A 21,826-nucleotide genomic window follows, 5' to 3' on the forward strand; every position below is an offset into this window, starting at 1 on the left:
AAGGAACGGGTATGGCAGGCGATCCGAAGCGCACCGTCAAGTCGATCGGGGATGTCGTGGACGGCATCGAGGATATCGCCGAGCGCGAGGACGAAGTCGCCGTCGGGGACCTGGTGCGGGAATTCGGCAGTCGCAGCTTTGCGCCCTTCATGCTGATCCTCGCGCTGATCGGCATCACACCGGTGGGCACGATCCCCAGCGTTCCGACCTTCATCGCGGCTTCCATCGCACTCGTCGCCGGGCAACAGGCCTTCGGGCGCGGGGCTATCTGGTTGCCCCGCCTGATCCGTGAACGGTCGGTCAAATCGGAAAAACTGGTCGGCGGAGAGAGCAAGCTGCACAAGGTCGCGGATGTGCTCGACGCGATTGCCGAGAAACGGCTCACCGCACTCGCCAGCGATCCGGCGCTGCGCGTGGTCGCAGGGTTGATCGTCGTGCTGTGCTGCTTCGTACCCGTGCTCGAACTCGTTCCTTTTGCCGCTGCCGGGCCGTTCCTTGCCATCGCGCTGCTCTCGCTCGCCATGCTGGTGCGCGATGGACTTGTCATGCTGGTCGGCGGCGCGCTCGCGATCGGGGCGTTATTCTACGGCGGAAGCTCGCTCGCCTTCTGAGGCCGCAGGCCGGGATGGCGGATCGCCGCCCAGCGCCTGCCACAGCACGACGCGCGCGCGCCGCGCCCGCCCGAGAGCCGCCGCCGCGCGTTCGCCGCTAGCATCGGCGGCACGGCGCGCTTCGAGCACGGTGAGGAAATCGGCCAGCCCCGCACGGTAACGCATGTCGGCGAGCGCGGCAGCGCGCTCGAGCCGATCGCGTTCGCGGATTGCCTGCCGTGCCTCGGCATCGCTCGCCTCGATCAGTCCGTAGGCGGCTTCGGCATCGCCGAGCGCCTGGAACACCGCTCCGCGATAGGCCGCGAAGGCGGCGCGCTTGCTTGCCGCGGCGCTGTCGATCTCGGCCTCGATCCGCCCGAAATCGAGCAGCGGTCCGGCCACCCCGGCGGCGAGGTTGCCGACGATCGAATTGTTGTCGAACAGGTCTTCGGGATCGAAGGCGAGCAGGCCGATCACCGCAGACAGGCTCAACTGCGGGAAGCGCGCGCGCGCGGTGGCGGCGAGATCGGCATCGCTTGCGGCCAGTTCGGCGGCGGCCGCGAGCACGTCCGGGCGATTGGCGAGAAGTTCGGACGGCAACGCCGCCGGCGCGTCCGGCAGATCGGTTGAAGGGCGGGCCGCGTTAAGAGCCGCAGAGACACTTGCCGCGTCCATGCCTGTCAATGTTACCAGCCGCCCGACGATCCGCACCCGCTCGCTTTCGAGCGCGGCGAGCCGCGAGAGCGAGGCGCTGGCCTGTGCTTCGGCGCGGACGCGGTCGAAACCGGGGGCGAGTCCCGCCTCTTCGCGCGTGGCGGCCAGCCCGGCAAGCCGCCGCGCCGCCACTTCGTCCGCCTCGAGCGCGGCGCGGCGTTCTTCGAGCGTGCGCCAGTCGATCACGCTTCCCGCGATCTCCGAGAGCAACGCGTTGCGCACCGCTGCCGCCTGCGCGCTCGCCGCATCGATCCGGGCGAGCGCGGCGCGTTCCTGCGCGCGCAACCGGCCGAAAATGTCCGGGTCCCAGCTCGCCGAGACATTCGCACCATAGCGGGTGAGGTTGCGCGGGATCAGCCCGCTCGCCCCGGCCTCGCCGAACTGCGCCGGGTTGATACGCTCTTCGCGCAGGCTCGCATCGGCGGCGACATTGGGCAATCGCTCGGCCCCGGCCCGCTCCGCCCGTCCGCGCGCCACATCGACCCGCGCGAGCGCTTCGGCAAGGCTCGGCCCGCTTTCCAGCGCGGCATCGGAGAGCGCGGCGAAAGCCGGGTCCTCGCGTGGCAGCAGCGTCGCCAGGGATACACCCGCTGCGTTCTCGGGCGCGTAGAAGAAATCGCCCTCGAGCCGGGGCGGCGGCGTCTCGATCTCGGGCGCGGGGTTGAGGCCACACGCAGCCACGGCCAATGGCAAAGTCAGCGCAAGCGCGATTTTGACGGGGCGGCGTGCCATCATTCCGCCTTGCCTGCATCATGTTCGCCGGTCGCCGGGATGAAGGCATCGACCTGCTGGCCGACCCGGAAGACGTCGCTTTCGGGCGTGTCCTTGGGAAGGGCGTAGATCAGTTGGAGCACCCGCACATCGACCCTCTCCGCCGCGCTGTTCGTCAGCTGCCGCTTGGGTACGACCTGCGGTTCGGCGCGGACGAAACTGGCGCGCACCTGTATCTCGGCGGCCCCGCGCGGAGAGACGATGGCGGGCGCGCCGATCTTGACCCGCGCCGCCTCATTCTCGTCGATGTCAACGCGAACGTGGAGCGGATCGGTTTCGCCCATCTGGATGAAGGGTACGCTGCTGCCTCCGCCTTGTGTCGCGACGAATTCGCCCGGGCGGATATTGACTGCAAGGATCTCGCCGGCGATCGGCGCGCGCACCCTTAGCCGGTCGAGCTCGGTCCGCACGCTGGACGCGCGCGCCTCGGCCGCGGCGAGCCGCGCGCGGGCGAGTTCGAGCCGGCTGGTCGCGGCGGCCTCCTCGCCCTCGGCGCGGATCACTTCGGACCGGCTGACGGCGGCGGGGTCACCAATCTCGCGATAGAGATCGAGCTGTTCGCGTGCGGTCGCCTGCGCGGCGGTGGCCTCGGCGATGGCTGCGCGCGCCTCGCGGATCGCCGCTTCGGCTTCCCCGAGGCGCGCCCGAGCGGCGCGCGGATCGACTGTGAAAAGCGTTGCGCCCGCCGTCACCACGTCGCCGGGCTCGACCCTCACAGCGGTGACGAGGCCCGAGAGCGCCGAGCCGATGTCGATGATCTCGCTCGCCGGTTCGACCAGTCCCGTGCCCGCCACGCGCGGCCCCTCTGCCAGTTCGCCTGCGGGCTTTGGCGGCTGTTCGGCGGGCTCGCTGGTGGAGCGGTCGGGCAGGGTCGTGGCGATATAGATCGCACCGAACACCATTCCGACAAGCGCGAGCACGGGCAGCACCTGGCGGGAGAAGCTGACATTAGTGGGGAGAAGGGCCATGCATTCCTCGACGGATGGAGAGGGGACAACGTAAGCGGCGGGGCATCACTGATCCTCCGGCATGTCGCTGCCGTCATGCGTGACGCGGCCGTCCTCGAGCACGAGGATCCGGTCGGCGAGATCGAAGATGCGGTTGTCGTGGGTGACGATGATGCAGGCGCGGTCCGGGGCGACCGCGACTTCGCGCAGCAGGTCCATGACACGCCGGCCCGAACGCGCGTCGAGCGCAGCGGTCGGCTCGTCGCACACGACGAGGCGCGGTTCGTGGACCAGCGCGCGGGCGATTGCGACGCGCTGCTGCTGGCCGCCCGAAAGCTGGCTCGGCAGCTTGTCGGCCTGGTCGGCGATGTTGAGTTTCTCCAGCAACACCATCGCCCTCTCGCGCGCCTCGTCCAGCCCCATGCCTCCCGCGATCAGGGGCATGGCGGCATTGGCGGCGACATCGATCGAGGGGATGAGATTGTATTGCTGGAAGATGAAGCCGATGTTCTTCAGCCGGAAATTGACGAGCTCGGTGTCGGACAGGGCATAGATGTCGGTCCCGAACACGCGCACCTCTCCCTCGGTCGGCCAGAGAATGCCGCACATGATCGAGATCAGCGTCGTCTTGCCCGACCCGCTTTCGCCCACGACATATGTAAGCTCGCCCGAGCGGATGTCGGTGTCGATCCCGTGGAGGACGCGAATGGTTGTCTGTCCGGCCTCGAAATCGCGGGTGATGCCGCGCGCGCTGATCGCGGCTTCGCGTGATCCGGCGGCAATGGGGGCGGGCGCGTTCACCGGAACACCGCCGCCGGTTCGGTCCTGAGCACGCTGCGAAGGCCGACCCAGCCCGTCAGGGCAAGGATCATCACCACTGCAACGAGACTTATGAGCGGGATCTGCCAGGGTATATAGAAGCCCTTGAATGTGGGATTGCCCGAAAAGCCCCAGATGAAGGCGACCGTCCCGACCACGCCGAGCGCATAGCCGATCGAGCCGACCATTGCCGCCTGCGCCGTGACCATCGTCACGATCTTGCGATTCGTTACGCCGATCGCCTTGAGGGCGCCGAACTGCTTGATGTTGTCGCGAATGAACAGGCTGAAGGTCAGCCCCACGATCGCCACGCCGACGATGAAGCCCAAGGCCACGGTGATTCCGAAATTGAGCGGGATGCCGGTGTTCTCGATGATGAAATCGATCCCGTTCTGGGCGAATTCGGGGCGGGTCAGCGCTTTCAATCCGGTCTGCTGCTCGATCCGCGCGGCGACCTCTGTCGCCGTCTCGCCTTCGCCCGGCCCGGCCAGCACGAAAGTCAGCCGGTTGCGCGTGCCCGGGACGTAATTCAGGGCCCGGCTGTAGGTGGTGTAGAGCGTGACTTGGCTGGTGAAGGAAGGAATCGCATCGGTCACGCCGCGGATGACCGCGCGCTGATCGTTGAGTTCGAGCCGGGCGCCGATCGCTTCCTCGTCTGGGCCAAACAGGTTGAAGACCCCGAAATCGTCGATCAGCACAGTATCCGGCTGGTAGAGGATGCGCTTGTCCCCGACCACGAGCCGTTCGGGCAGCCCTATAAGGGTCGCGTCGTCCACCCCGATGATTTCCACCCCTTCGAGGTCACCCGTGCTGGTGCGCACCGATGCGGGGGCGCGCAGGTGCGGCACGGCCCATTCGACGCCTTCGACCGAACGCACCTCGTCGAGCGCGGTCGAGGGCATGGCGTAGTTCACCTCCGTCGTTCGGCTTACCGGGTCCATCACCCAGATTTCCGCCTCGGGCGCGTTGTAGACCCCGCTTGCCCCGCGCTCGATAAGGTTGACGAAGATCGTGAGCTGCTGGGTGATGAGCAGGGTGGAAAAGGCGATCCCGAACAGCAGGCCATAGAATTTCTGGGCATCGCCGGTGAGCATGCGGATGGCGATCCAGAGCATCGAGGAGACCTTTTCGTCCGGGGCGGGGTTGTGTGGCGAAGCGATTCGCGCCAATAATGAACGGTGTCGTTTAATTGAACGGAGCCGTTCATTTTGTCAATCGCCCCGTCGCCTTCTGCAACGTCAAGGCTCGGCCGTCCTGCCGACCGGGCCAAGCGTGCGGCGATCCTAGATGCCGCGACGGGCAGTTTCTTCGAACACGGATTTGCCGCCACCTCGATCGAGCAGGTCGCCGCTGATGCAGGCGTCTCCAAGGTTACGGTCTACAACCATTTCGGCGACAAGCGCGCGCTCTTCGCGGCCTCGGTCGAACGCGAATGCAGGAAGATGCGCGGCCATTTCAGCATTCGCGAATCGGGCGAAGGCCCGATTCGCGAGCGTCTGAAAGCGATCGGCGAAGCGATGGTCGCATTCCTTTCGCGCCCAGAGATGATCCAGTTCGAACGCCGTATCGCGGCCGAGACCGAGACCGACCCGGAAATCGGGCGCGCCTTTCTGGAGGCCGGGCCGTGGCGCATGAAGGCCGCTTTCGCAGTCTTCCTCGAACATGCCGCGGCGGCGGGCGAGCTGACGATCGATGATCCGGGAATCGCTGCCGAACAGTTCGTTTCGATGTGCAAGGGTATGGGAGATCTGGACCGCCGCTTCGGCGCCCATTCCGATCCGGTCGGCAGCGCCGGGCGCATTGAACGGGCGGTCGAGGTCTTCCTCGCAGCCTACGGCGCACGCTGACGCGGCGGCCGGGCAATCGAAAATCCGCAAGCGGGCGCGCGAAAAAGCGCACAATCCACCGGGGCACGCATTGTCTTGCCATTCATTCGCACGGACCTACATTGTGCGGTGAGAAAGGAATCCAGTCGATGGCCGAACAGAACGATCCCAACCAGCAGCCGCCCGAGGGGCCGAACCCGTGGGTGAAGCAATTGATGATATGGGGCGGGATCTTCCTGGGCCTGCTTCTGGTCGTTTCGCTGTTCGGCAATGCCGGCCAGCCCTCGGGCACGCAGATCCGCTATTCCGAATTCCGTGAGGCGGTGATCGAAGGTGAAGTCAAGGAAGTCCAGCTTGGCGAGGACATGATCACCGGCACTCTGCGCAACAACGAGACGTTTCAGACCGTGCCAGTTCCCAATGACGCGGAAATCACCCGCCTGCTGGAAGAGAACGGCGTCGAATTTTCGGGCAAGCCGCGCGAAGGGCAGAACGTCCTGCTCTTCCTGCTGATCCAGTCGCTGCCCTTCATCCTGATCCTCGGTATTGCTTTCTTCGCCCTGCGCCAGATGCAGAAAGGCGGCGGCGGCGGCGCCATGGGCTTTGGCAAGTCCAAGGCCAAGATGCTGACCGAACGTTCGGGCCGCGTGACTTTCGATGATGTCGCAGGGATCGACGAAGCGCGCGAGGAGCTGCAGGAAATCGTCGAATTCCTGAAGGATCCGCAGCGTTTCTCCAAGCTTGGCGGCCAGATTCCGAAGGGTGCGCTGCTCGTCGGTTCGCCCGGTACCGGCAAGACTCTGCTCGCACGCGCGATTGCGGGCGAGGCGGGCGTGCCCTTCTTCACCATTTCGGGTTCGGACTTCGTCGAGATGTTCGTCGGCGTCGGCGCGAGCCGCGTGCGCGACATGTTCGAACAAGCCAAGAAGAACAGCCCCTGCATCGTGTTCATCGACGAGATCGATGCGGTGGGCCGTTCGCGCGGGCACGGGCTGGGCAATTCCAACGATGAGCGCGAGCAGACACTGAACCAACTGCTGGTCGAGATGGATGGCTTCGAGGCGAATGAAGGCATCATCATCATCGCGGCGACGAACCGGCCCGACGTTCTCGACCCGGCGCTGCTGCGCCCGGGCCGCTTCGACCGGCAGGTGGTGGTTCCCGTTCCCGACATCGATGGGCGCGAGAAGATCCTCGGCGTGCACATGAAGAAGGTCCCGCTTGCCCCCGACGTGAACCCGCGCACGATCGCGCGCGGCACGCCGGGCTTCTCGGGCGCGGACCTTGCAAACCTCGTCAACGAGGCCGCGCTTCTCGCCGCGCGTCGCAACAAGCGGCTGGTCGCGATGCAGGAATTCGAGGACGCTAAGGACAAGGTCATGATGGGCGCGGAACGCCGTTCCATGGTGATGACCGACGACGAGAAGAAGATGACCGCCTATCACGAGGCCGGCCACGCGATCGTCTCGGTCCACGAAGAGGCCTCGGATCCGATCCACAAGGCAACGATCATTCCGCGCGGTCGTGCGCTGGGCATGGTCATGCGCCTGCCGGAGCGCGACAGCTATTCCTACCACCGCGACAAGATGCACGCTAACCTGTCGGTCGCGATGGGCGGGCGCGTGGCGGAAGAGATCATCTTCGGCCATGACAAGGTCAGCTCGGGCGCTTCGTCTGACATCCAGTATGCGACCGACTTGGCGCGCAACATGGTCACCAAGTGGGGCATGAGCGAGAAGCTCGGCCCGCTGCAGTACGAGCAGAGCCAGGAAGGCTATCTCGGCATGGGGCAGACCCAGCGCACCATGGGGGGCGCCGAGACGAACAAGCTGATCGACGCAGAGATCAAGTCGCTGGTCGAGGGCGCACATGAGCGGGCGACCGACATCCTGACGAAGCATGAGGACCAGCTCCACCTGCTCGCTCAGGCTATGCTCGAATACGAGACCCTCACGGGCGACGAGATCAAGACGCTGCTCGATACCGGCAAGATCGACCGCCCGAACGAGCCCAAGGGCCCGTCTTTCACCCGGCCGCCACAGGGTTCGGCGATCCCCAAGGCGGGCAAGCGCTTCGGCGGCAAGGGGGCGGAGGACACCGGAGGGCCCGAACCGCAGGGCGCCTAACCTCTTCGCCGCAGACATGATGGGCGCGGCGGGCAAGGCCTGCCGCGCCATTTGTCCGGGTGGAACGTATAGCGAACAAGACCATTGGTCGGGAAAGGAGATTTTCCCGATGAGCAAGTCCGACCTCGATACCGCCACTCCCTTTCCCAAGTCCCGCCCAGCAGGGAACGCTGAGAGGGCTCCGAAGAACTGGACCACGGGCGACCAGCCGATGACGGGCGCGCAGGCGAGCTATCTCAAGACACTGGCCGAAGAAGCTGGCAAGGCGGCGGCCTTTGATACGAACCTCACGAAGGCCGAAGCATCGCGGCGGATCGACGCCCTTCAAGGAAAGACCGGGCGGGGCCTGTGAGCCGCGCCGCATGCTTGCGGGTCAGAATCCGCCGAGCAGCAGCAGGGCCTGCAGGAATAGCATCACCACGACGAGTATGAAGAACAGCAGCGCGAAAAAGCGCCAAACGGTGGAAAAACGCGACAGGCCGTAGCTGTGTCGCAAGTGCTTGTAGAGATGCAGGGGCGCGGCGAAGACGAACATCGCTGCTGCCCAGCCAAGGCCCAGTCCCACCGCGTTGACAAGCGACAGCGCAATGAACAGCAGCGACATGAACGCCAGCGAATAGGTCACGAAGATCGCGTGGTCATAGGCCTTGAACCGCCGCCGCCACGCGAACAGCAGCCACACGAAAGGGATGGAGAGCGGGATCAGCAGCCAGCTGAACTTGTAGCCGTTCGCCTGCAGCTTGTAGAGCATCAGTCCCGGGTTCTCGCGCCACTTCTTGATCAGGCCCTTGTCGATTTTCTCGATACCGGTGACGTTGATGTTGATCTCGGGGGCCGTATCGGGGCGCTCGAGGTCGATCTCGTCGATACCGCGTATGGTCCGCGCGATCGTGTTGCGATCCTCCTCCAGCTCGGCGCGCAGCGGGTCGTCCGGCTCGAGCGCCGCCAGCTCGCGCTCGATCCGCTCGATCTCCGTCGTTCCCTGGCGTTTGATGATCTCGGATGTTCCGTTCAGCGTGCCCCCTCCCTCGATGGTGGTGGGCACACCGATCCCGACCATCTGGAACACCGCGAACATGGCAAAGACACTGAACAGGAACATCGACATCGGGCTGACGAAACGCGCCCGTTCGCCTTCGATATAACGCCGCGTAAGCTTGCCTGGCTTGAAGGCAAGCAGCGGCAGGGTGCGCGACAGCTTGCCGTCGAGATGGAGCACGCCGTGGACGAGATCGTGCCCGATCGCGGTAAGGGTGCGGTGGATACGCGCCTTCTGGCCACAATCGGGGCAGTAATTGCCCGAAAAGACCGTGCCGCAATTGGCGCAGGTCGTGGTGCTCTCGATAGTCCGGGCTCTACCGCTTTCGGGCTCTACCGCGCCACCGGCCAGCGCCCCCTCGACAATGCCGCCCAGTCCTTCGCTTATCTCGTTCACCGGCTCGCCCCTGCCATGAGATGGATCGACAAAAAAGGGTCTTGGCGTAGACCCGACAAACCTTGCTTATAGGCTTCCTCCCGGCGATGCCAAATCCGGGCTAGGTGACTTACTTCTCGGCGAGCTTACGCTCGATCGCAGCCCACAGGTGGGCGAAGGCACGTGCGGCGGGTGAGCGCGGGGCGAAGGCTCCGACAGGCCTGCGTTCGACCGCACATTGCTCGATCGCGCTGGCAAGCGGCACGACGGGCCAATTGGGATTCGCATCGCGCGCCTGCTTGTGAAGGGTGCGGCGCAGGTCGAGCATCGAAAGGACGGGGAGTATCGGCGGATGGCGCTTGCCCGACCCGCGCACTTCGTCGACCACGAGATCGAATGCACGCGCAGACAGCGGCGAGGGCGGCAGCGGCACGATCACGAGATCGGCGGCGCGCATGACCTGCGAGCTCACCTCGTTGAGCACGGGCGGGCAGTCGAACAGGATACGGTCGTATTCCTTGCCGAGCGACTGAGTAAGCTTGGCGAGGCGCTTCTTCTTGCCGAGCGTGTCGAATTGGCGCCCGAGCGTGCGGATGCTTTCGTCGGCGGGAAGCAGGTCCAGCCCCTTGAAATCCGTCTTCTGGATAAGCTTGGCCGGATCGCGCTCGGCCGCGAAGATGGTGTCGGCTGACCGCTTCTTCTTGGGGTCGACGCCAAGCAGGAAACCCGACCCGTTGGAGGCGTCGAGGTCCCACAAAAGCGTGCGCCGGCGCGAAATCTGAGCCGCGCACCATGCAAGGTTGACCGCGAAGGTCGTCTTTCCGACGCCGCCTTTGACACTATAGATCGCGATCGTCGCCATCGGACCCAAGGTCTCCTTCCAACTTGAGAGATTGTTACGTTTCAGTTACAGTCGGTTTCCGTTACAACATACGCGTTCGAAAACAAGTCGCGCGGCAACGGGTCAAAATCTTGTCATCCGGCGCAACAGGAGGCCACAAAGAAAAAGGCCGCCATAAGGGCGGCCTTTCAACGGTTCCGTTTCCTGACGGTGCGACGGGGCGTCTCAGCCGTCGTAATCGGCCCCGATCGATGTCGAGCGGGTGGGCGCGGAAGCGGTGATCCGCAACGCCTCGGCCGACTGGCTGAGCGAACCGATTTCGTCCGCATCGTCCTCGTCATCGGGGAGGATCTTCTGGAGGCCGACGATCAGCGATTCCTGCAGGTCCTTTGGCCGGACGGTCTGTTCGGCAACTTCGCGCAGGGCCACGACCGGGTTCTTGTCGCGGTCGCGGTCGACGGTCAGTTCGCTCCCGCCCGAGATTTCCCGGGCGCGCTGGGCGGCGAGCAGGACAAGGTCGAAGCGATTCGGGATCTTGTCGACGCAATCTTCAACGGTAACGCGTGCCATGGGCGGATCTCTTCATGTTCGGGGGAGCGACAATGCGTTGCGCATCTAAGCGCCGACCCTGCTCGAGTCAAGGAATCGGCCTATCCGGCCCCCTTGCCAACCCACGCTATTCGTAGCCGTAATCCGAATAGTCACGGGTATTGGGAGAGGTGAACTTCGTAATCTCGCTCTGGAAATGAAGTGGGACATTTCCGGTTGATCCGTGACGCTGCTTGGCGACGATAAGCGAGGCCTTGCCGACCAGCTGTTCGTGCTTTTCCTCCCAAGCGCGGTATTTCTCCCGCACTTCCTCCGATGAAGAGCCATCGGGCGTGTCCGGCTTCACCAGGAGGTGGTAATAATCCGAGCGATAAATGAACCAGACCATGTCCGCGTCCTGTTCGATCGAGCCCGACTCCCTGAGATCCGACAGCATCGGGCGCTTGTCGTCACGCTGTTCCACCGCGCGCGAAAGCTGCGAGAGCGCGATAACGGGCACGGAAAGCTCCTTGGCGAGTGTCTTCAGGCCGCGGCTGATCTCGGAAATCTCGTTCACCCGGTTGTCGTTCGCCCGGCCCGATCCCTGCAGCAGCTGGAGGTAGTCGACCACGATAAGCCCGATCTCGTGCTTCCGCTTCATCCGCCGGGCCCGGTTGCGCAGCGCGGCGATGGTGAGCGCGGGCGTGTCGTCGATGAACAGCGGCAGTTCGGCAAGCCGCTGGCTGGCGAAGGAGAGTTGCTGGAATTCCTCGCGCGTCAACTTGCCGCTGCGCAGCGACTCCGAGGAAATCTCGGCCTGTTCTGCAAGGATGCGGGTGGCGAGCTGATCGGCGCTCATCTCGAGGCTGAAGAAGGCGACCGGCGCGCCGTAATTGAAATCGCCCCCCTCCTCGAGCCAGCGCGCGTGCTCCTCGGCGCAGTTGAAGGCGATGTTCGTCGCAAGAGAGGTCTTGCCCATCCCCGGACGCCCGGCAAGGATGACAAGGTCCGAATTGTGCAGGCCCGAGGTCTTTGAATCGATCGTATCGATGCCGGTCGTCTTGCCCGACAGACCGCCGCCCGAATTGAGCGCAGCCTCGGCCATTTTCAGCGCTGTCATCGAGGCTTCGCGAAAGGTGGTGACCTCATTGCCGGTCTCGGCCCCTTCGGCGACCTTGAACAGGTCTGCCTCGGCCTGTGTGATGCGCTCCATCGGGCTCACGTCCTCGGAGGTGTCGAGCGCGCCCTCGACCAGCCAGCGCCCGACCGTCACCAGTTCTCGCAGCAGGGCAAGGTCATAGATCTGCTGCGCCAACTCGCGCGGGGCCAGCAGGCCGGCCCCGCTTGCGGTCAATTGGGCGAGATAGCTCGTCCCGCCCAGGTCCTTCAGCGTCTCGTCGGCATCGAAATAGGGTCGCAGGGTGACCGGCGAAGCGGTCGCGTTGCGATCGATCAGCTTGAGCACGCGCTCATAGATTCGCTGGTGGATCGGTTCGAAGAAGTGTTCGGGCCGGATGGGGACCTGCAATTCCTCTATCACCCGGTTGTCGATCAGGACCGCGCCCAGAAACGCAGCCTCCGCTTCGAGATTGGAGGGGAGTTTACGGGTTTCGGCAGCGGCATCGGAGGTGACGAGCGCAAGTTTTTCGGGTTCGGACATCCCTTTTCCATGCGCCTTCGCGCTGCGTCATGGCAAGACCTGCACGCGCCAATATATTTTTCTCACGCGCCGCTCTTGCTGTGGATAGCGGGGATTGGGAATCGAAGTGCTTGAATAACCTCCCCGCGATCTGCGAAGGCATTGCGTCATGTCGAGTCCGCCGCCCGATTCTAGCGTTCCGCCTGCGCCGGGCTCGTCATCGGCCGCGCACCGGATTGCGCACATCTCGCTCGATGAAGAGACGATCCTGTGGCGCAATGCCGATGTCGAACAGGAACGCCGCGTGGCGATCTACGACCTGATCGAGGAGAACACTTTCAAGCCCTTGCGCAGCGCCGAACGCGGGGCGAAGGGCCCCTATCGCCTGCATCTCTCGGTCCGCGACGGGCGGCTGGCCATGGACATCGCCGACGAGGCCGAGGAGCCGCTTGAGACACTGCTGATCGGACTCGCCCGTTTTCGCCGCCCGATCCGCGAATATTTCGCGATCTGCGACAGCTATTACCAGGCGATCCGCAAGGCGACCCCGGCCGAGATCGAGACGATCGACATGGCCCGGCGCGGCATCCACAACAACGCCGCCGAATTGCTGCTCGAGCGGCTTGAGGGCAAGGTCGAAACCGATTTCCCGACCGCGCGGCGGCTGTTCACGCTGATCTGCGTGCTTCACATCAAGGGCTAGGGGCGCGGGGATGGCCAGGCAGAGGCTGACCAGCGCGCGCCGCCGCAAGGTGGGAGCGGGAGGACGGATCATCCGCCTTGCCTGGCAGGCATTCGCTCTGTTGGTGCTGGCGACGATTCTCTATTCCGCCTGGCTATGGGTCGACATGCGCAGCTGGCAGCCGGCCGAAGATGTCTATCGCGAACAGGGTGCGGCGATCCGCAGCGGGGCATCCGCAACGCGCTTCGAGACCCTGCGGGCGCTGGGCGCGCAATTCGTCTATCTCGAGCTTGCCCCGAGCGGCGCTGCGCCCGACCCGGGTTTCGCCTCGCGGCTGGAGAGGGCCCGCGCGGCAGGCCTCAAGGTGGGCCTCGTCTTTCCCTTCGACCTGTGCGCCCGGGCCGACCCGCAGAGCGCGCGCTTCACTCGCATGGTCCCGCGCGATGGGGACCTCCTGCCGCCGGCAATCAGCCTGCGCATCCGGCGCAATCCCTGCACTCCGCCCCTGAGCGATGCCGCGGTCGAAAGCGAGCTCATGACGCTCATCAACCAGATCGAGATGCATGCGGGGCGGCCCGTCATCCTCAAGATCGGTCCGGCCTTCGAGCGCAAATACCGCATTGCCGGCCGGATCGAGCGTGACCTATGGCTGCTCCGCGACCGGGCCGAGCCGGACTATGCCGGGCGGCCTTGGCTGTTATGGAGCGCGAATGGCGGCCTCATGACCGAGGCTTCGCGGGATCCGGTCGAATGGGTGGTGGTGCAGGAATGAGCCTTGGAGAGGAGCGGCAGGCGGCGCTGGTCGAGGCTGCGCGCGCGGCGGTGCGCCACGCCTATGCGCCCTATTCCGACTACTCCGTCGGCGCGGCGCTGCTGTTCGAGGACGGCGCGGTCATCACCGGCTGCAATATCGAGAACGCGAGCTATGGCCTCTCCCTGTGCGCCGAAACCGTCGCGGTCGCGAAGGCGCTGGGCGAGGGACGGCGCGGCGGCCTCGTGGCGGTGGCGGTGACGGGACCTGCGGACAGGGGTGGCGGCGCGCCGATCACGCCGTGCGGGCGTTGCCGGCAGGTGCTCAATGAGATCGCTCAGCTGGGAGGCACCGATCCGCTCGTCCTGTGCGTCGGAAGCGACCGCATCGACAGGGTGCGCCTGTCCGCACTCCTCCCACGCGCTTTCGGTCCCGCCAATCTCGCCTGAGGATCACTCCCGGCCGAGCAGGTCGCCCAGAGCCCCGCCGAGATTACCGATCGGATCCTTGCGAAAGGCGCGTTCTTCCTTGCCGATATAAGAGAAGATGCCGTCCAGCGCCTGTTCGGTGACCGAACGGTTGATGCTTTCTCGGTTCAGCCCGGCTTCGCGAATGAAGCTGTGCTTATCGGCAAGCCCGTCGAACTGGTCATAAACGCCCACTTCGCCCAGCGCATCGTCGACCAGGGGCGATAGCTTGCCCGAAAGCGCATCATTCGACGAGCGGCGCAGATATTGCGTACCGCCGTCGCTTTCCGAAACGATGCCGGGCGCGTCGGCCCAGGACAATCCGTCGATCGCCTCGCGGAAAATCGGCTTGGCCTCGCCCGCGGCGCTCCCCGCTGCATCGTTGATACTCCGGGTAATACCGCCGAGCACGCCGAGCTGGTCGCCCGCCTGCATGATCCGGCCAAGCAGGCCGCTCGACGGTTTCCCGACCAGGGGAAGGCCGATGCGAATGTCCTCGTCATCATAGAATGCGCCCGGCCGCGCGAGCTTGTCCAGCGCGCTGTCGGTCGCCCGGCCGAGGATCGACGATAGCCCGAGCCCCTGCGCGCGGGCGCTCCGGGGCGTGATCATCCCTGCGATCCCGCAGGCGGCCAACCCCGCGATCACGAAACGGCGATCGGCGCGAAAGCTTCGGCGCGCGGCAAGATGATGGTTCCTCATTCCGGCAAACTCCCCTCATGTCCCTTTGATGATCATATCATACCGGGGGTGACGGGGAAGTGTCAGCGCGTGTCGATCCACTCGACCAGCGCGGCGAGGCAGTCCCGCGCCAGAATCTTGCAGCGTTCGGGCGACCAGCCTTGCTCGGGCTCGGGGAAATCGGCGAGGTCCTTGTAAGGCATTTCCAGCGTCATCGCGCAGGCACCGAAGCGTTCGGCGACCTGGTTGGTGCTCATCGCGAGATTGCCCTTGCCCGGCGGTGCCTTGGGATAGCCCAGCTTCGTCTGGAAGTCGGGCGTGCGCCGGTCGAGGATGCGCTGGTAGCGATAAAAGCCCTCGCCCTGCTCGTCGGTCCAGGACGGTATCCCCTCGAATCCCGCGAGGAACACCGCGGGAATCGCCTCGTCGCCATGCACGTCCATGGCAAAATCGACTCCGGTTGCGTTCATCCGTGCGAGGATCGCGAGCACTTCGGGCGAACGCTCCGCACTGGGCGCGGCCCATTCGCGGTTGAGATTGGTCCCCATCGCATTGGTCCGAAGGTGCCCCCGGCGTGAACCGTCAGGGTTGCAGTTCGGCACGATGTGCAGGCGGCAAGACCTGCGCAGGGCGCGGGCGACAGGGTCGGCCGGGTCGGTAAGGCATTCAAGAGCGCCTTCCATCCACCATTCGGCCTGTGTCTCGCCCGGATGCTGGCGCGCATAGAGCCACACCTGCATGCCGCCTGCGCCCATTTCCAGCATGTCGAGCGGCTGGCCGTCGAGCGTCTCGCCCAGCCGCACAAGCTCGACACCTTCGCTCGCCGCCGCCTCGGCGACGAGATCGTGGTGCCGCTCCATCGAGAACGGCGCGAAATAGGCGAACCAGCAGGCGTTGGATGCGGGGGTGTAGCGGATCGTCAGCGTGCCGTTCGCCTCGTCCTTGTCGTAGCTGCTCGCCGCGCGGGCCCAGTATTCGCGGTCTTCCGACACGCAGGCATCGTAGCCCGGCCAGCCGCCGGGATAGGCGCTGTCATTGAGCCCGGTGAGCTTGAGCTCGATCTCCTCGCCTGCGCCGCCGGTGACGCGGAAATGGAACCATTGCGCGAATTGCGCATCCCTGTCCTTCCTGATGGCAAGGCGTGCCATGCCTCCTTCGACGGAAAGCACCTTGATGTTGCCGCTGTCGAAGGCAGCGTCGATGGCGATCTGGGTCATTCGGTTCCTTCAAGCTCGCTCACGTCGATGGTGACGGTCTCGCCATTGCCACCGGGAAAATCGCGGAACAAGGCCGCAGCCAGCGTGCGAGCCGATGCGCCGGTGTCGGTGTAGGGGGATTTCATGGAGGTCTCGATCTGGGCGCGGCCTTCCCACAGGCTTTCGCCCGCCGGGCCTAGGATCCGCACCGCCAATTCGGTCAGGACACGAGGTCCGTCGCTGCCGCCGCCGAGATTGATCCCGACGCCGACACCCACTCCCGAGCCGAAGCTCCCCGTCTGCCCGCCAACCCCGACGTTTACCGGCGAACGCCCGCTGCTCACCCCTTCGACGGGCTCTCGGCTGGTGCGGACCATCACGCTCTGCCTCGCCGTGCCCGGCTGCGTCGCGATGGTGTATCCCAGCTGCCTCAATTCGGCCGCGACTGCCGCTTCGAACGCGCCACGGGCGGTCTTGTTGGACATTTCCTCGGGGAAGACGATCGCGATCCCGCCCTCGCCGAGCTCGGCACTGCGCTGTTCGGCGACGAAGCGGGTCACCTCGACCGGCCCGGTATAGACATTGGTGCAGGCGCCGAGCGGAAGAGCGGCGCACAGAGCGAGAAGCGCGGCGCGCACTGTTCTGCGTGCGTTGGGGCTAAGCGGGTTGGCAGGCTGGGTCATCGGGGAATCCTTTCTCCTTGGCCCAGTATAACCGCGCGGCAGGCCAATTCCATGCAATGCTTGGCAAGCGCGATCTTCACCTTTTTGCAGGGCTTGCCCGTTATTCCCGTCGGCCATGGAACGGATCATCAGGCCGACAGTCCTCGTGACAGGCGGGGCCGGATACATCGGGAGCCATGCCGTGCTCGCCCTCGTGGATGCAGGCTGGACGGTCGCCGTGATCGACGATCTGTCCACCGGCCATCGCTTCGCCGTGCCCGAAGGGGTCGCCTTTTACGAGGGAGACATTGCGGACGATGCTCTGCTGGCGCGGATTTTTCGCGAACAGGCCATAGGCCGGGGCTTCGGCGCGATCATGCATTTTGCAGGCTCGATCGTTGTCCCTGAAAGCGTCGCGGACCCGCTCAAATACTATCACAACAACACCGCCAAGAGCCGGGTGCTGCTCGAGGCGGCGGTGCGTGCGGGAGTGCCGCATTTCATCTTTTCCTCGACCGCCGCAACCTACGGCATGCCCGACGTCTCCCCGGTTGTCGAGGACACGCCGCGCGCGCCGATCAATCCCTATGGCTGGTCGAAGCTGATGACCGAGCAGATGCTCGCCGACGTCGCCGCCGCCCACCGGCTCAATTACGGCGCGCTGCGCTATTTCAATGTGGCCGGGGCCGATCCCGCGGGCCGTAGCGGCCAGGCGACCGACGGCGCCACCCATCTCATCAAGGTCGCGGTCGAGGCCGCTCTCGGCAAACGCGACCATGTCAGCGTGTTCGGGACCGATTACGCCACGCCGGACGGGACGGGGGTGCGCGACTACATCCATGTCAGCGATCTCGCCGCGGCGCATGTCCTCGCTCTCGAAGCGCTGATTGATGCGCCGGGGCGCTCGCTGATCTTGAATTGCGGTTATGGCCGGGGGTTCTCGGTGCTGGAGGTGCTCGATGCGCTAGACCGCCTGACGGGCCGACCGGTGGAGCGGCGCTTCGAACCGCGGCGCGCGGGCGATCCTGCGGCGCTTGTTTCCGATTCTTCGCGCCTTCGCACCACTCTCGGCTGGATACCGCGCCATGCCGACCTGGAAACGATCCTGTCCCATGCGCTTGCTTGGGAACAGATTCTGGAAGCGATCCGTGCCGACTGCTCGTCGGAGACCTTGGGGGCGAGGGCGGTTAATGGTTGACGAGGCCGGGCACTACCGCTAACCGCCCTGCCACTTATTGCGCGCGCCGGGATTGCGTCTCGGCGCTTTTTGTTTGGAAAGACCCGACGATGAAGATCCGCAACAGCCTCAAGTCGCTGAAGAAGCGCCACCGCGATTGTCGCGTCATCCGGCGCCGCGGCCGCACCTATGTCATCAACAAGACCAATCGCCGTTTCAAGGCCCGGCAGGGCTGATCCGGCCTGATTGTGGGGCCCGCGTCGAGCGGGCCGACTGGTTCCAAGCGGCCCGCCTCCAACCGGAGCGCGGGCTTCTTGATGTTCGGGGGCTTTCATGGATGACGATAATCGCGCCGCCGTGTTCGACGTGGGCCGGGTACTATTCCAGTGGCAGCTGCGCGCCCTGTTCGAAAAGCTGATCGACGATCCAGATCGGCTCGACTGGTTCTGCACCCATGTCGTGAGCGAGCAATGGCACTTCCAGCACGATCGCGGCACACCGCTTGCCGAGATGCTGCCCGCGCGCATGGCCGAATTTCCCGAGCACGCCCTGCTCATTGCGGCCTATGCCGCGCGCTTCAACGAGACCGTGCCGGGCGAGGTCGAGGGAGTGCATGACATCGTCCGCCGTCTCTCGGCTCGCGGCGTGCCGTTGTTCTGCCTCACCAATTTCGGGGACGAACTGTTCGCCCGGTTCCGGCCCGAGCAGCCGATTTTCGACCTGTTCGAGGACATCATCGTTTCGGGCACCGAGCGGATCGCAAAGCCCGACCCGGGCATTTACGAGATCGCCGAGGCGCGCAGCGGACGTTTCGGGCATCAGCTGTTCTTCACCGATGACAATCCCGCCAATGTCGAAGCGGCCAAGGTGCGCGGCTGGGACGCGCACCTTTTCACAGATGCCGCAGCGCTCGAGGCGCAGCTCGTCGAGACGGGTCTTCTCTGACACGAAAACGGCCCCCGGACTAGCACGATTCCTTGGGTGGAAAGGGCGTGCACCGGGGGCCGAAAGTCGCCCGCTATGGAGAGGTTAGCGGGCGGGGGAAATACAAGCGCGAGAAGGCTCAGTTGCCGTTGCACTTCGCCAACTTGTCGGCCTCAAGCTCCTTGCCGCGCGCGGCGAAGGCAGTGATTTCGCCGAATTCGCGGTTGAGGCCGCGGCAGACATTGATCGGGCGCGACGTGCCCTTGTTGGCGACGCAGATGTCGTTCTTGCACGCCCATGCGACGCCCCCGGCAACGGTACGGTCATCGCTGGCGGGCTGGGCGAGCTTGGCGATGTAATAGGGGCCGTCCTTCGCTTCGAGTGGGGCGGGCATGGCTGCGATGCCGAAGATCGCGGCCGTATAGGCGAGCGCGGCGACGAAGATCGAGAGGCGGTTGGTGCGGGAGAGGGTCATGTCAGTGTCCTTTCGCTGGCGGGGCCGGCAATGCTAATTTTGCAGCGCAAAATTTCGATTCGAAACTCATTGCAAATCCCGGCTATCCGATTAGGTTTTAAGTTGCAACTCGAAACGTGAATTTTTTCAGCCCGTGCCCCCGCGCTGGAATTTGCCAGTGCCGCGAATGCAGCTAGAGTGTGCATCCGAAAACCAGATGCGAGAGGAATGGACATGGGCGACGTAAGAGAGCCGCTGCGCGATCTCATCGAATGCGGCCTGCCGCAGGCTCTCGAAGTGATGGGCGAACGCTGGTCCTTCATGATCCTGCGTGCCAGCTTCAACGGTCTGAAGCATTTCGAGGAATTCCTGACCGAGCTTGGGATTGCCCGGAACATCCTTTCCAACCGGCTCGCCAAGCTGGTCGAGCACGGCATCCTGCGCCGCGAACCGTGCGAGGATGACCGGCGTAAAATCGAATACCGCCTTACGAACAAGGGTTTCGACCTGCTGCCGGCAATGATCGCGCTGCGCCAGTGGGGCCAGAAATACGGCAACGAGCCTGTCACCGAAGATCCAGTCCTTGTCGATGTGCGCGACCGCCTGCCGATCGGGCCGGTATCGATTCTCGCCCATGACGGGCGGATCCTGAACCACGAGGATCTCTGGCTCACCCGCCGCGTCGATCTCGGCAAGCGCGCCGACGGGACCGTGGCCGAGCCGGGGGCGCAATTGGCGCGCGGCGATGTCGCCGATCTCGCCGCCGTGAGGAAAGCCGCCGTGGGGTGATCCCCCGTTTGCCGAATCACTTTCGTCCATCAACAGGTGAGACATGAGCCGGGTCGCCGCGGCGGACGTCCACGATATCCTGCGCCGCACTTTCGGCTTTTCCGGCTTTCGCGGGCAGCAGGAGGCGGTCGTCAAGCGCGTACTCGCGGGGCTGCCGACTCTCGCGCTGATGCCGACGGGCGCGGGCAAGTCGCTGTGCTACCAGCTTCCCGCGCTCGCGCTCGAGGGCACGGCCATCGTCATCTCGCCGCTGATCGCGCTGATGCACGACCAGATCCGCGCCGCCGACGCGCTCGGCATCCGCGCGGCCTCGATGACATCGGCCGATAGCGACAACGCCGCGACCGCTAAGGCGTTGCGGGCGGGCGAGCTCGACCTGCTCTACGTCGCGCCCGAACGCGCGACCACGCCCGGGTTCGAAGCCCTGCTCGGACAGGCCCGGCTTTCGCTTTTCGCCATCGACGAGGCGCATTGCGTGTCCGAATGGGGGCATGATTTCCGGCCCGATTACCGGATGCTGCGCCCCGTGCTGGACCGCTTCGCCGATGTCCCGCGGCTGGCGCTGACGGCAACCGCCGACGAGGTCACGCGCGGCGACGTGTTGCGCCAGCTAGGTATTCCCCAGGAAGGGCTTGTGGTGGCGGGCTTCGATCGGCCCAACATCCGCTATGCAATCCACCCGCGTGGCAATACGGGTCAGCAGGTTGCCGATTTCGTGCGGCGGACGAGCGGGGCGGGGATCGTTTACGCGACCAGCCGCGCCGCGACCGAACAGCTTGCCCAACATATTGCGAAGACGGGCCGCCCGACCGGCTTTTACCACGCCGGCCTTCCCGCTGAGCGGCGCAGCGCCGTACAGGCCGAATTCGTCGCGTCCGAGGACATGGTGATGGTCGCGACCATCGCCTTCGGCATGGGGATCGACAAACCCGATGTGCGCTTCGTCGTCCATGCTGGCCTGCCCAAATCGATCGAAGCCTATTACCAGGAAACCGGCCGTGCCGGACGCGACGGTGACCCGGCGGAAGCCGCGCTGTTCTGGAGTCCCAACGATTTCGCCCGCGCTCGCCAGCGCCTTTCCGAGGTAGAGGGGCATCGCCTCGCCAGCGAGCGCGCCCGGCTCGATGCGCTCGCCGGGCTGGTCGAGACACCGGGCTGCCGCCGCGCAATCCTCCTGAAGCATTTCGGCGAGGACCCGCCGCTATCCTGCGGCAATTGCGACAATTGCGAGAACCCGCCCAAGGTCGTCGATACGACCGAGCTCGCGCGCAAGCTGCTCTCGGCGGTCTACCGCACCGGGCAGAGCTTTGGCATGGGCCATGTCGAGAAGGTCCTGCTCGGCCGCGAGGACGATCGCGTGCGCCAGCGCGGGCATGACAGTCTGTCCGTCTACGGCATCGTCGGCGAAGAGGAGGCGCCGCTGCTGCGCCCGCTGATGCGCAGCCTCACCGCGCACGGCATGCTGGTCACGACCGAACATGGCGGCCTCGCGCTCGGACCGTCGGCGCGCGCGGTGCTCAAGGGCGAGCGGCCGGTCGCCATTGCCGAACCTCCGGCGAAGAAGCGCCGCAAAGCGCGCACTCAGGCGGCGAATCCGGTCGGCGACCCGCTGTTCGACGCGCTGCGCGCCAAGCGCAAGGAGCTGGCGAGCGAACGGGACGTGCCGGCCTATGTCATCTTCCATGACAGCGTGTTGCGCGACATGGCGGTCCATCGCCCTGAAACGCTGCGCGAACTGGCCGAATTGCAGGGCGTGGGAGCGAAGAAACTGGAAACTTACGGTGCCGAATTCATCGCTGTGATTCGCGCATCCTTTCGCGCCTGATCG

The 21,826-nt window shown here is 65.2% G+C and carries 24 protein-coding genes; 12 read left to right on the forward strand and 12 right to left on the reverse strand.

The genetic code is table 11. From position 1 onward, the window contains the following. The first annotated feature begins 11 nt into the window (after positions 1-11). A complete protein-coding gene (locus tag RIB52_RS00340) occupies positions 12-611 on the forward strand; it encodes an exopolysaccharide biosynthesis protein (protein WP_350171747.1) in 600 nt (199 codons plus the stop codon). On the opposite strand, the gene RIB52_RS00345 is transcribed toward RIB52_RS00340, so the two are convergent. Genes RIB52_RS00345 through RIB52_RS00360 form a run of 4 tightly spaced genes read right to left on the reverse strand, consistent with a single transcriptional unit; the run spans position 579 to position 4,956 of the window. Then, on the reverse strand, positions 579-2,036 hold the full coding sequence (locus tag RIB52_RS00345) for an efflux transporter outer membrane subunit (protein WP_350171749.1): 1,458 nt from the start codon (positions 2,034-2,036) through the stop codon (positions 579-581). The two genes, RIB52_RS00340 and RIB52_RS00345, sit on opposite strands and share 33 nt — an antisense overlap. Further along, positions 2,036-3,043: an efflux RND transporter periplasmic adaptor subunit gene (locus tag RIB52_RS00350; protein ID WP_350171751.1), complete on the reverse strand. Its 1,008-nt coding sequence runs from the start codon at positions 3,041-3,043 to the stop codon at positions 2,036-2,038. Before RIB52_RS00350 ends, RIB52_RS00345 begins: the two co-directional genes overlap by 1 nt. Before the next feature lie 45 nt (positions 3,044-3,088). After that, positions 3,089-3,823, reverse strand: a complete 735-nt coding sequence (locus RIB52_RS00355; RefSeq protein ID WP_350171753.1) for an ABC transporter ATP-binding protein — start codon at positions 3,821-3,823, stop codon at positions 3,089-3,091. Then, positions 3,820-4,956, reverse strand: a complete 1,137-nt coding sequence (locus RIB52_RS00360) for an ABC transporter permease (protein ID WP_350171755.1) — start codon at positions 4,954-4,956, stop codon at positions 3,820-3,822. The genes RIB52_RS00355 and RIB52_RS00360 overlap by 4 nt, the downstream gene beginning before the upstream one ends. Positions 4,957-5,049: 93 nt before the next feature. On the opposite strand from RIB52_RS00360, the gene RIB52_RS00365 reads away from it, so the two are divergent. From RIB52_RS00365 to RIB52_RS00375, 3 genes are all read left to right on the forward strand, one after another. Next, a complete protein-coding gene (locus tag RIB52_RS00365) occupies positions 5,050-5,688 on the forward strand; it encodes a TetR/AcrR family transcriptional regulator (protein WP_350171757.1) in 639 nt (212 codons plus the stop codon). 128 nt (positions 5,689-5,816) lie between these two features. Further along, complete coding sequence (gene ftsH, locus RIB52_RS00370; protein ID WP_350171759.1) at positions 5,817-7,793, forward strand: ATP-dependent zinc metalloprotease FtsH; 1,977 nt, start codon at positions 5,817-5,819, stop codon at positions 7,791-7,793. Positions 7,794-7,902: 109 nt separating this feature from the next. Beyond that, entirely contained in the window at positions 7,903-8,145 is a 243-nt protein-coding gene (locus tag RIB52_RS00375; RefSeq protein ID WP_350171761.1) for a DUF3072 domain-containing protein, read from the forward strand. Positions 8,146-8,166: 21 nt separating this feature from the next. Here RIB52_RS00375 and RIB52_RS00380 read toward each other — a convergent pair whose 3' ends face one another. The 4 genes from RIB52_RS00380 to RIB52_RS00395 all read right to left on the reverse strand — a co-directional run bounded on the left by RIB52_RS00380 (position 8,167) and on the right by RIB52_RS00395 (position 12,236). Continuing rightward, positions 8,167-9,228, reverse strand: coding sequence for a DUF3667 domain-containing protein (locus RIB52_RS00380; protein WP_350171763.1), 1,062 nt, complete (start codon positions 9,226-9,228; stop codon positions 8,167-8,169). A 109-nt stretch (positions 9,229-9,337) separates the two neighbouring features. Beyond that, positions 9,338-10,069 (reverse strand): ParA family protein, encoded by a 732-nt coding sequence (locus RIB52_RS00385; RefSeq protein ID WP_350171765.1) that lies wholly within the window; start codon positions 10,067-10,069, stop codon positions 9,338-9,340. Positions 10,070-10,273: 204 nt separating this feature from the next. Next, positions 10,274-10,618, reverse strand: coding sequence for a DNA-directed RNA polymerase subunit omega (rpoZ, locus tag RIB52_RS00390; RefSeq protein WP_350171767.1), 345 nt, complete (start codon positions 10,616-10,618; stop codon positions 10,274-10,276). Positions 10,619-10,724: 106 nt separating this feature from the next. Beyond that, the gene (locus tag RIB52_RS00395) at positions 10,725-12,236 is read right to left on the reverse strand and encodes a replicative DNA helicase (RefSeq protein WP_350171769.1); all 1,512 of its coding nucleotides are present in this window, start codon (positions 12,234-12,236) and stop codon (positions 10,725-10,727) included. A 148-nt stretch (positions 12,237-12,384) separates the two neighbouring features. On the opposite strand from RIB52_RS00395, the gene RIB52_RS00400 reads away from it, so the two are divergent. Genes RIB52_RS00400 through RIB52_RS00410 form a run of 3 tightly spaced genes read left to right on the forward strand, consistent with a single transcriptional unit; the run spans position 12,385 to position 14,097 of the window. Continuing rightward, positions 12,385-12,918, forward strand: coding sequence for a UPF0262 family protein (locus RIB52_RS00400; RefSeq protein ID WP_350171771.1), 534 nt, complete (start codon positions 12,385-12,387; stop codon positions 12,916-12,918). A 10-nt stretch (positions 12,919-12,928) separates the two neighbouring features. Then, complete coding sequence (locus RIB52_RS00405) at positions 12,929-13,669, forward strand: glycoside hydrolase family 25 protein (RefSeq protein ID WP_350171773.1); 741 nt, start codon at positions 12,929-12,931, stop codon at positions 13,667-13,669. Further along, positions 13,648-14,097, forward strand: coding sequence for a cytidine deaminase (locus tag RIB52_RS00410; protein WP_350171775.1), 450 nt, complete (start codon positions 13,648-13,650; stop codon positions 14,095-14,097). The genes RIB52_RS00405 and RIB52_RS00410 overlap by 22 nt, the downstream gene beginning before the upstream one ends. A gap of 3 nt (positions 14,098-14,100) precedes the next feature. Here the strand turns inward: RIB52_RS00410 and RIB52_RS00415 are convergent, their stop codons facing one another. The 3 genes from RIB52_RS00415 to RIB52_RS00425 all read right to left on the reverse strand — a co-directional run bounded on the left by RIB52_RS00415 (position 14,101) and on the right by RIB52_RS00425 (position 16,675). Beyond that, positions 14,101-14,817, reverse strand: coding sequence for a DUF4197 domain-containing protein (locus tag RIB52_RS00415; protein ID WP_350171777.1), 717 nt, complete (start codon positions 14,815-14,817; stop codon positions 14,101-14,103). A 62-nt stretch (positions 14,818-14,879) separates the two neighbouring features. Then, positions 14,880-16,013 (reverse strand): M14 family metallopeptidase, encoded by a 1,134-nt coding sequence (locus RIB52_RS00420; protein ID WP_350171779.1) that lies wholly within the window; start codon positions 16,011-16,013, stop codon positions 14,880-14,882. Beyond that, a complete protein-coding gene (locus RIB52_RS00425; protein WP_350171781.1) occupies positions 16,010-16,675 on the reverse strand; it encodes a hypothetical protein in 666 nt (221 codons plus the stop codon). Before RIB52_RS00425 ends, RIB52_RS00420 begins: the two co-directional genes overlap by 4 nt. Before the next feature lie 115 nt (positions 16,676-16,790). Between RIB52_RS00425 and galE the strand changes: the two genes are divergently transcribed. From galE to RIB52_RS00440, 3 genes are all read left to right on the forward strand, one after another. Then, the gene (gene galE, locus RIB52_RS00430; protein WP_350171783.1) at positions 16,791-17,852 is read left to right on the forward strand and encodes a UDP-glucose 4-epimerase GalE; all 1,062 of its coding nucleotides are present in this window, start codon (positions 16,791-16,793) and stop codon (positions 17,850-17,852) included. 89 nt (positions 17,853-17,941) lie between these two features. Continuing rightward, a complete protein-coding gene (ykgO, locus tag RIB52_RS00435; protein WP_034905333.1) occupies positions 17,942-18,067 on the forward strand; it encodes a type B 50S ribosomal protein L36 in 126 nt (41 codons plus the stop codon). A 97-nt stretch (positions 18,068-18,164) separates the two neighbouring features. Further along, the gene (locus RIB52_RS00440) at positions 18,165-18,776 is read left to right on the forward strand and encodes an HAD family hydrolase (RefSeq protein WP_350171785.1); all 612 of its coding nucleotides are present in this window, start codon (positions 18,165-18,167) and stop codon (positions 18,774-18,776) included. Between the two features lie 118 nt (positions 18,777-18,894). On the opposite strand, the gene RIB52_RS00445 is transcribed toward RIB52_RS00440, so the two are convergent. Beyond that, positions 18,895-19,230 (reverse strand): CC_3452 family protein, encoded by a 336-nt coding sequence (locus tag RIB52_RS00445; protein WP_350171787.1) that lies wholly within the window; start codon positions 19,228-19,230, stop codon positions 18,895-18,897. Positions 19,231-19,443: 213 nt separating this feature from the next. Here RIB52_RS00445 and RIB52_RS00450 point away from each other — a divergent pair, with 213 nt between their 5' ends. Further along, the gene (locus RIB52_RS00450) at positions 19,444-19,998 is read left to right on the forward strand and encodes a winged helix-turn-helix transcriptional regulator (protein WP_350171789.1); all 555 of its coding nucleotides are present in this window, start codon (positions 19,444-19,446) and stop codon (positions 19,996-19,998) included. 43 nt (positions 19,999-20,041) lie between these two features. Next, a complete protein-coding gene (gene recQ / locus RIB52_RS00455) occupies positions 20,042-21,823 on the forward strand; it encodes a DNA helicase RecQ (protein WP_350171791.1) in 1,782 nt (593 codons plus the stop codon). Positions 21,824-21,826 lie beyond the last annotated feature (3 nt).

This window comes from Erythrobacter sp. (assembly GCF_040217515.1).
In the GTDB taxonomy this organism is placed as follows: domain Bacteria; phylum Pseudomonadota; class Alphaproteobacteria; order Sphingomonadales; family Sphingomonadaceae; genus Erythrobacter.

Coding starts and splice junctions, on each gene's coding strand:
- RIB52_RS00340 (WP_350171747.1), top strand. CDS start 12: ATGGCAGGCGATCCGAAGCGCACCGTCAAGTCGATCGGGGATGTCGTG.
- RIB52_RS00345 (WP_350171749.1), bottom strand. CDS start 2,036: ATGGCACGCCGCCCCGTCAAAATCGCGCTTGCGCTGACTTTGCCATTG.
- RIB52_RS00350 (WP_350171751.1), bottom strand. CDS start 3,043: ATGGCCCTTCTCCCCACTAATGTCAGCTTCTCCCGCCAGGTGCTGCCC.
- RIB52_RS00360 (WP_350171755.1), bottom strand. CDS start 4,956: ATGCTCTGGATCGCCATCCGCATGCTCACCGGCGATGCCCAGAAATTC.
- ftsH (WP_350171759.1), top strand. CDS start 5,817: ATGGCCGAACAGAACGATCCCAACCAGCAGCCGCCCGAGGGGCCGAAC.
- RIB52_RS00375 (WP_350171761.1), top strand. CDS start 7,903: ATGAGCAAGTCCGACCTCGATACCGCCACTCCCTTTCCCAAGTCCCGC.
- RIB52_RS00385 (WP_350171765.1), bottom strand. CDS start 10,069: ATGGCGACGATCGCGATCTATAGTGTCAAAGGCGGCGTCGGAAAGACG.
- rpoZ (WP_350171767.1), bottom strand. CDS start 10,618: ATGGCACGCGTTACCGTTGAAGATTGCGTCGACAAGATCCCGAATCGC.
- RIB52_RS00395 (WP_350171769.1), bottom strand. CDS start 12,236: ATGTCCGAACCCGAAAAACTTGCGCTCGTCACCTCCGATGCCGCTGCC.
- RIB52_RS00400 (WP_350171771.1), top strand. CDS start 12,385: ATGTCGAGTCCGCCGCCCGATTCTAGCGTTCCGCCTGCGCCGGGCTCG.
- RIB52_RS00405 (WP_350171773.1), top strand. CDS start 12,929: ATGGCCAGGCAGAGGCTGACCAGCGCGCGCCGCCGCAAGGTGGGAGCG.
- RIB52_RS00410 (WP_350171775.1), top strand. CDS start 13,648: ATGGGTGGTGGTGCAGGAATGAGCCTTGGAGAGGAGCGGCAGGCGGCG.
- RIB52_RS00415 (WP_350171777.1), bottom strand. CDS start 14,817: ATGAGGAACCATCATCTTGCCGCGCGCCGAAGCTTTCGCGCCGATCGC.
- RIB52_RS00420 (WP_350171779.1), bottom strand. CDS start 16,013: ATGACCCAGATCGCCATCGACGCTGCCTTCGACAGCGGCAACATCAAG.
- RIB52_RS00425 (WP_350171781.1), bottom strand. CDS start 16,675: ATGACCCAGCCTGCCAACCCGCTTAGCCCCAACGCACGCAGAACAGTG.
- galE (WP_350171783.1), top strand. CDS start 16,791: ATGGAACGGATCATCAGGCCGACAGTCCTCGTGACAGGCGGGGCCGGA.
- ykgO (WP_034905333.1), top strand. CDS start 17,942: ATGAAGATCCGCAACAGCCTCAAGTCGCTGAAGAAGCGCCACCGCGAT.
- RIB52_RS00440 (WP_350171785.1), top strand. CDS start 18,165: ATGGATGACGATAATCGCGCCGCCGTGTTCGACGTGGGCCGGGTACTA.
- RIB52_RS00445 (WP_350171787.1), bottom strand. CDS start 19,230: ATGACCCTCTCCCGCACCAACCGCCTCTCGATCTTCGTCGCCGCGCTC.
- RIB52_RS00450 (WP_350171789.1), top strand. CDS start 19,444: ATGGGCGACGTAAGAGAGCCGCTGCGCGATCTCATCGAATGCGGCCTG.
- recQ (WP_350171791.1), top strand. CDS start 20,042: ATGAGCCGGGTCGCCGCGGCGGACGTCCACGATATCCTGCGCCGCACT.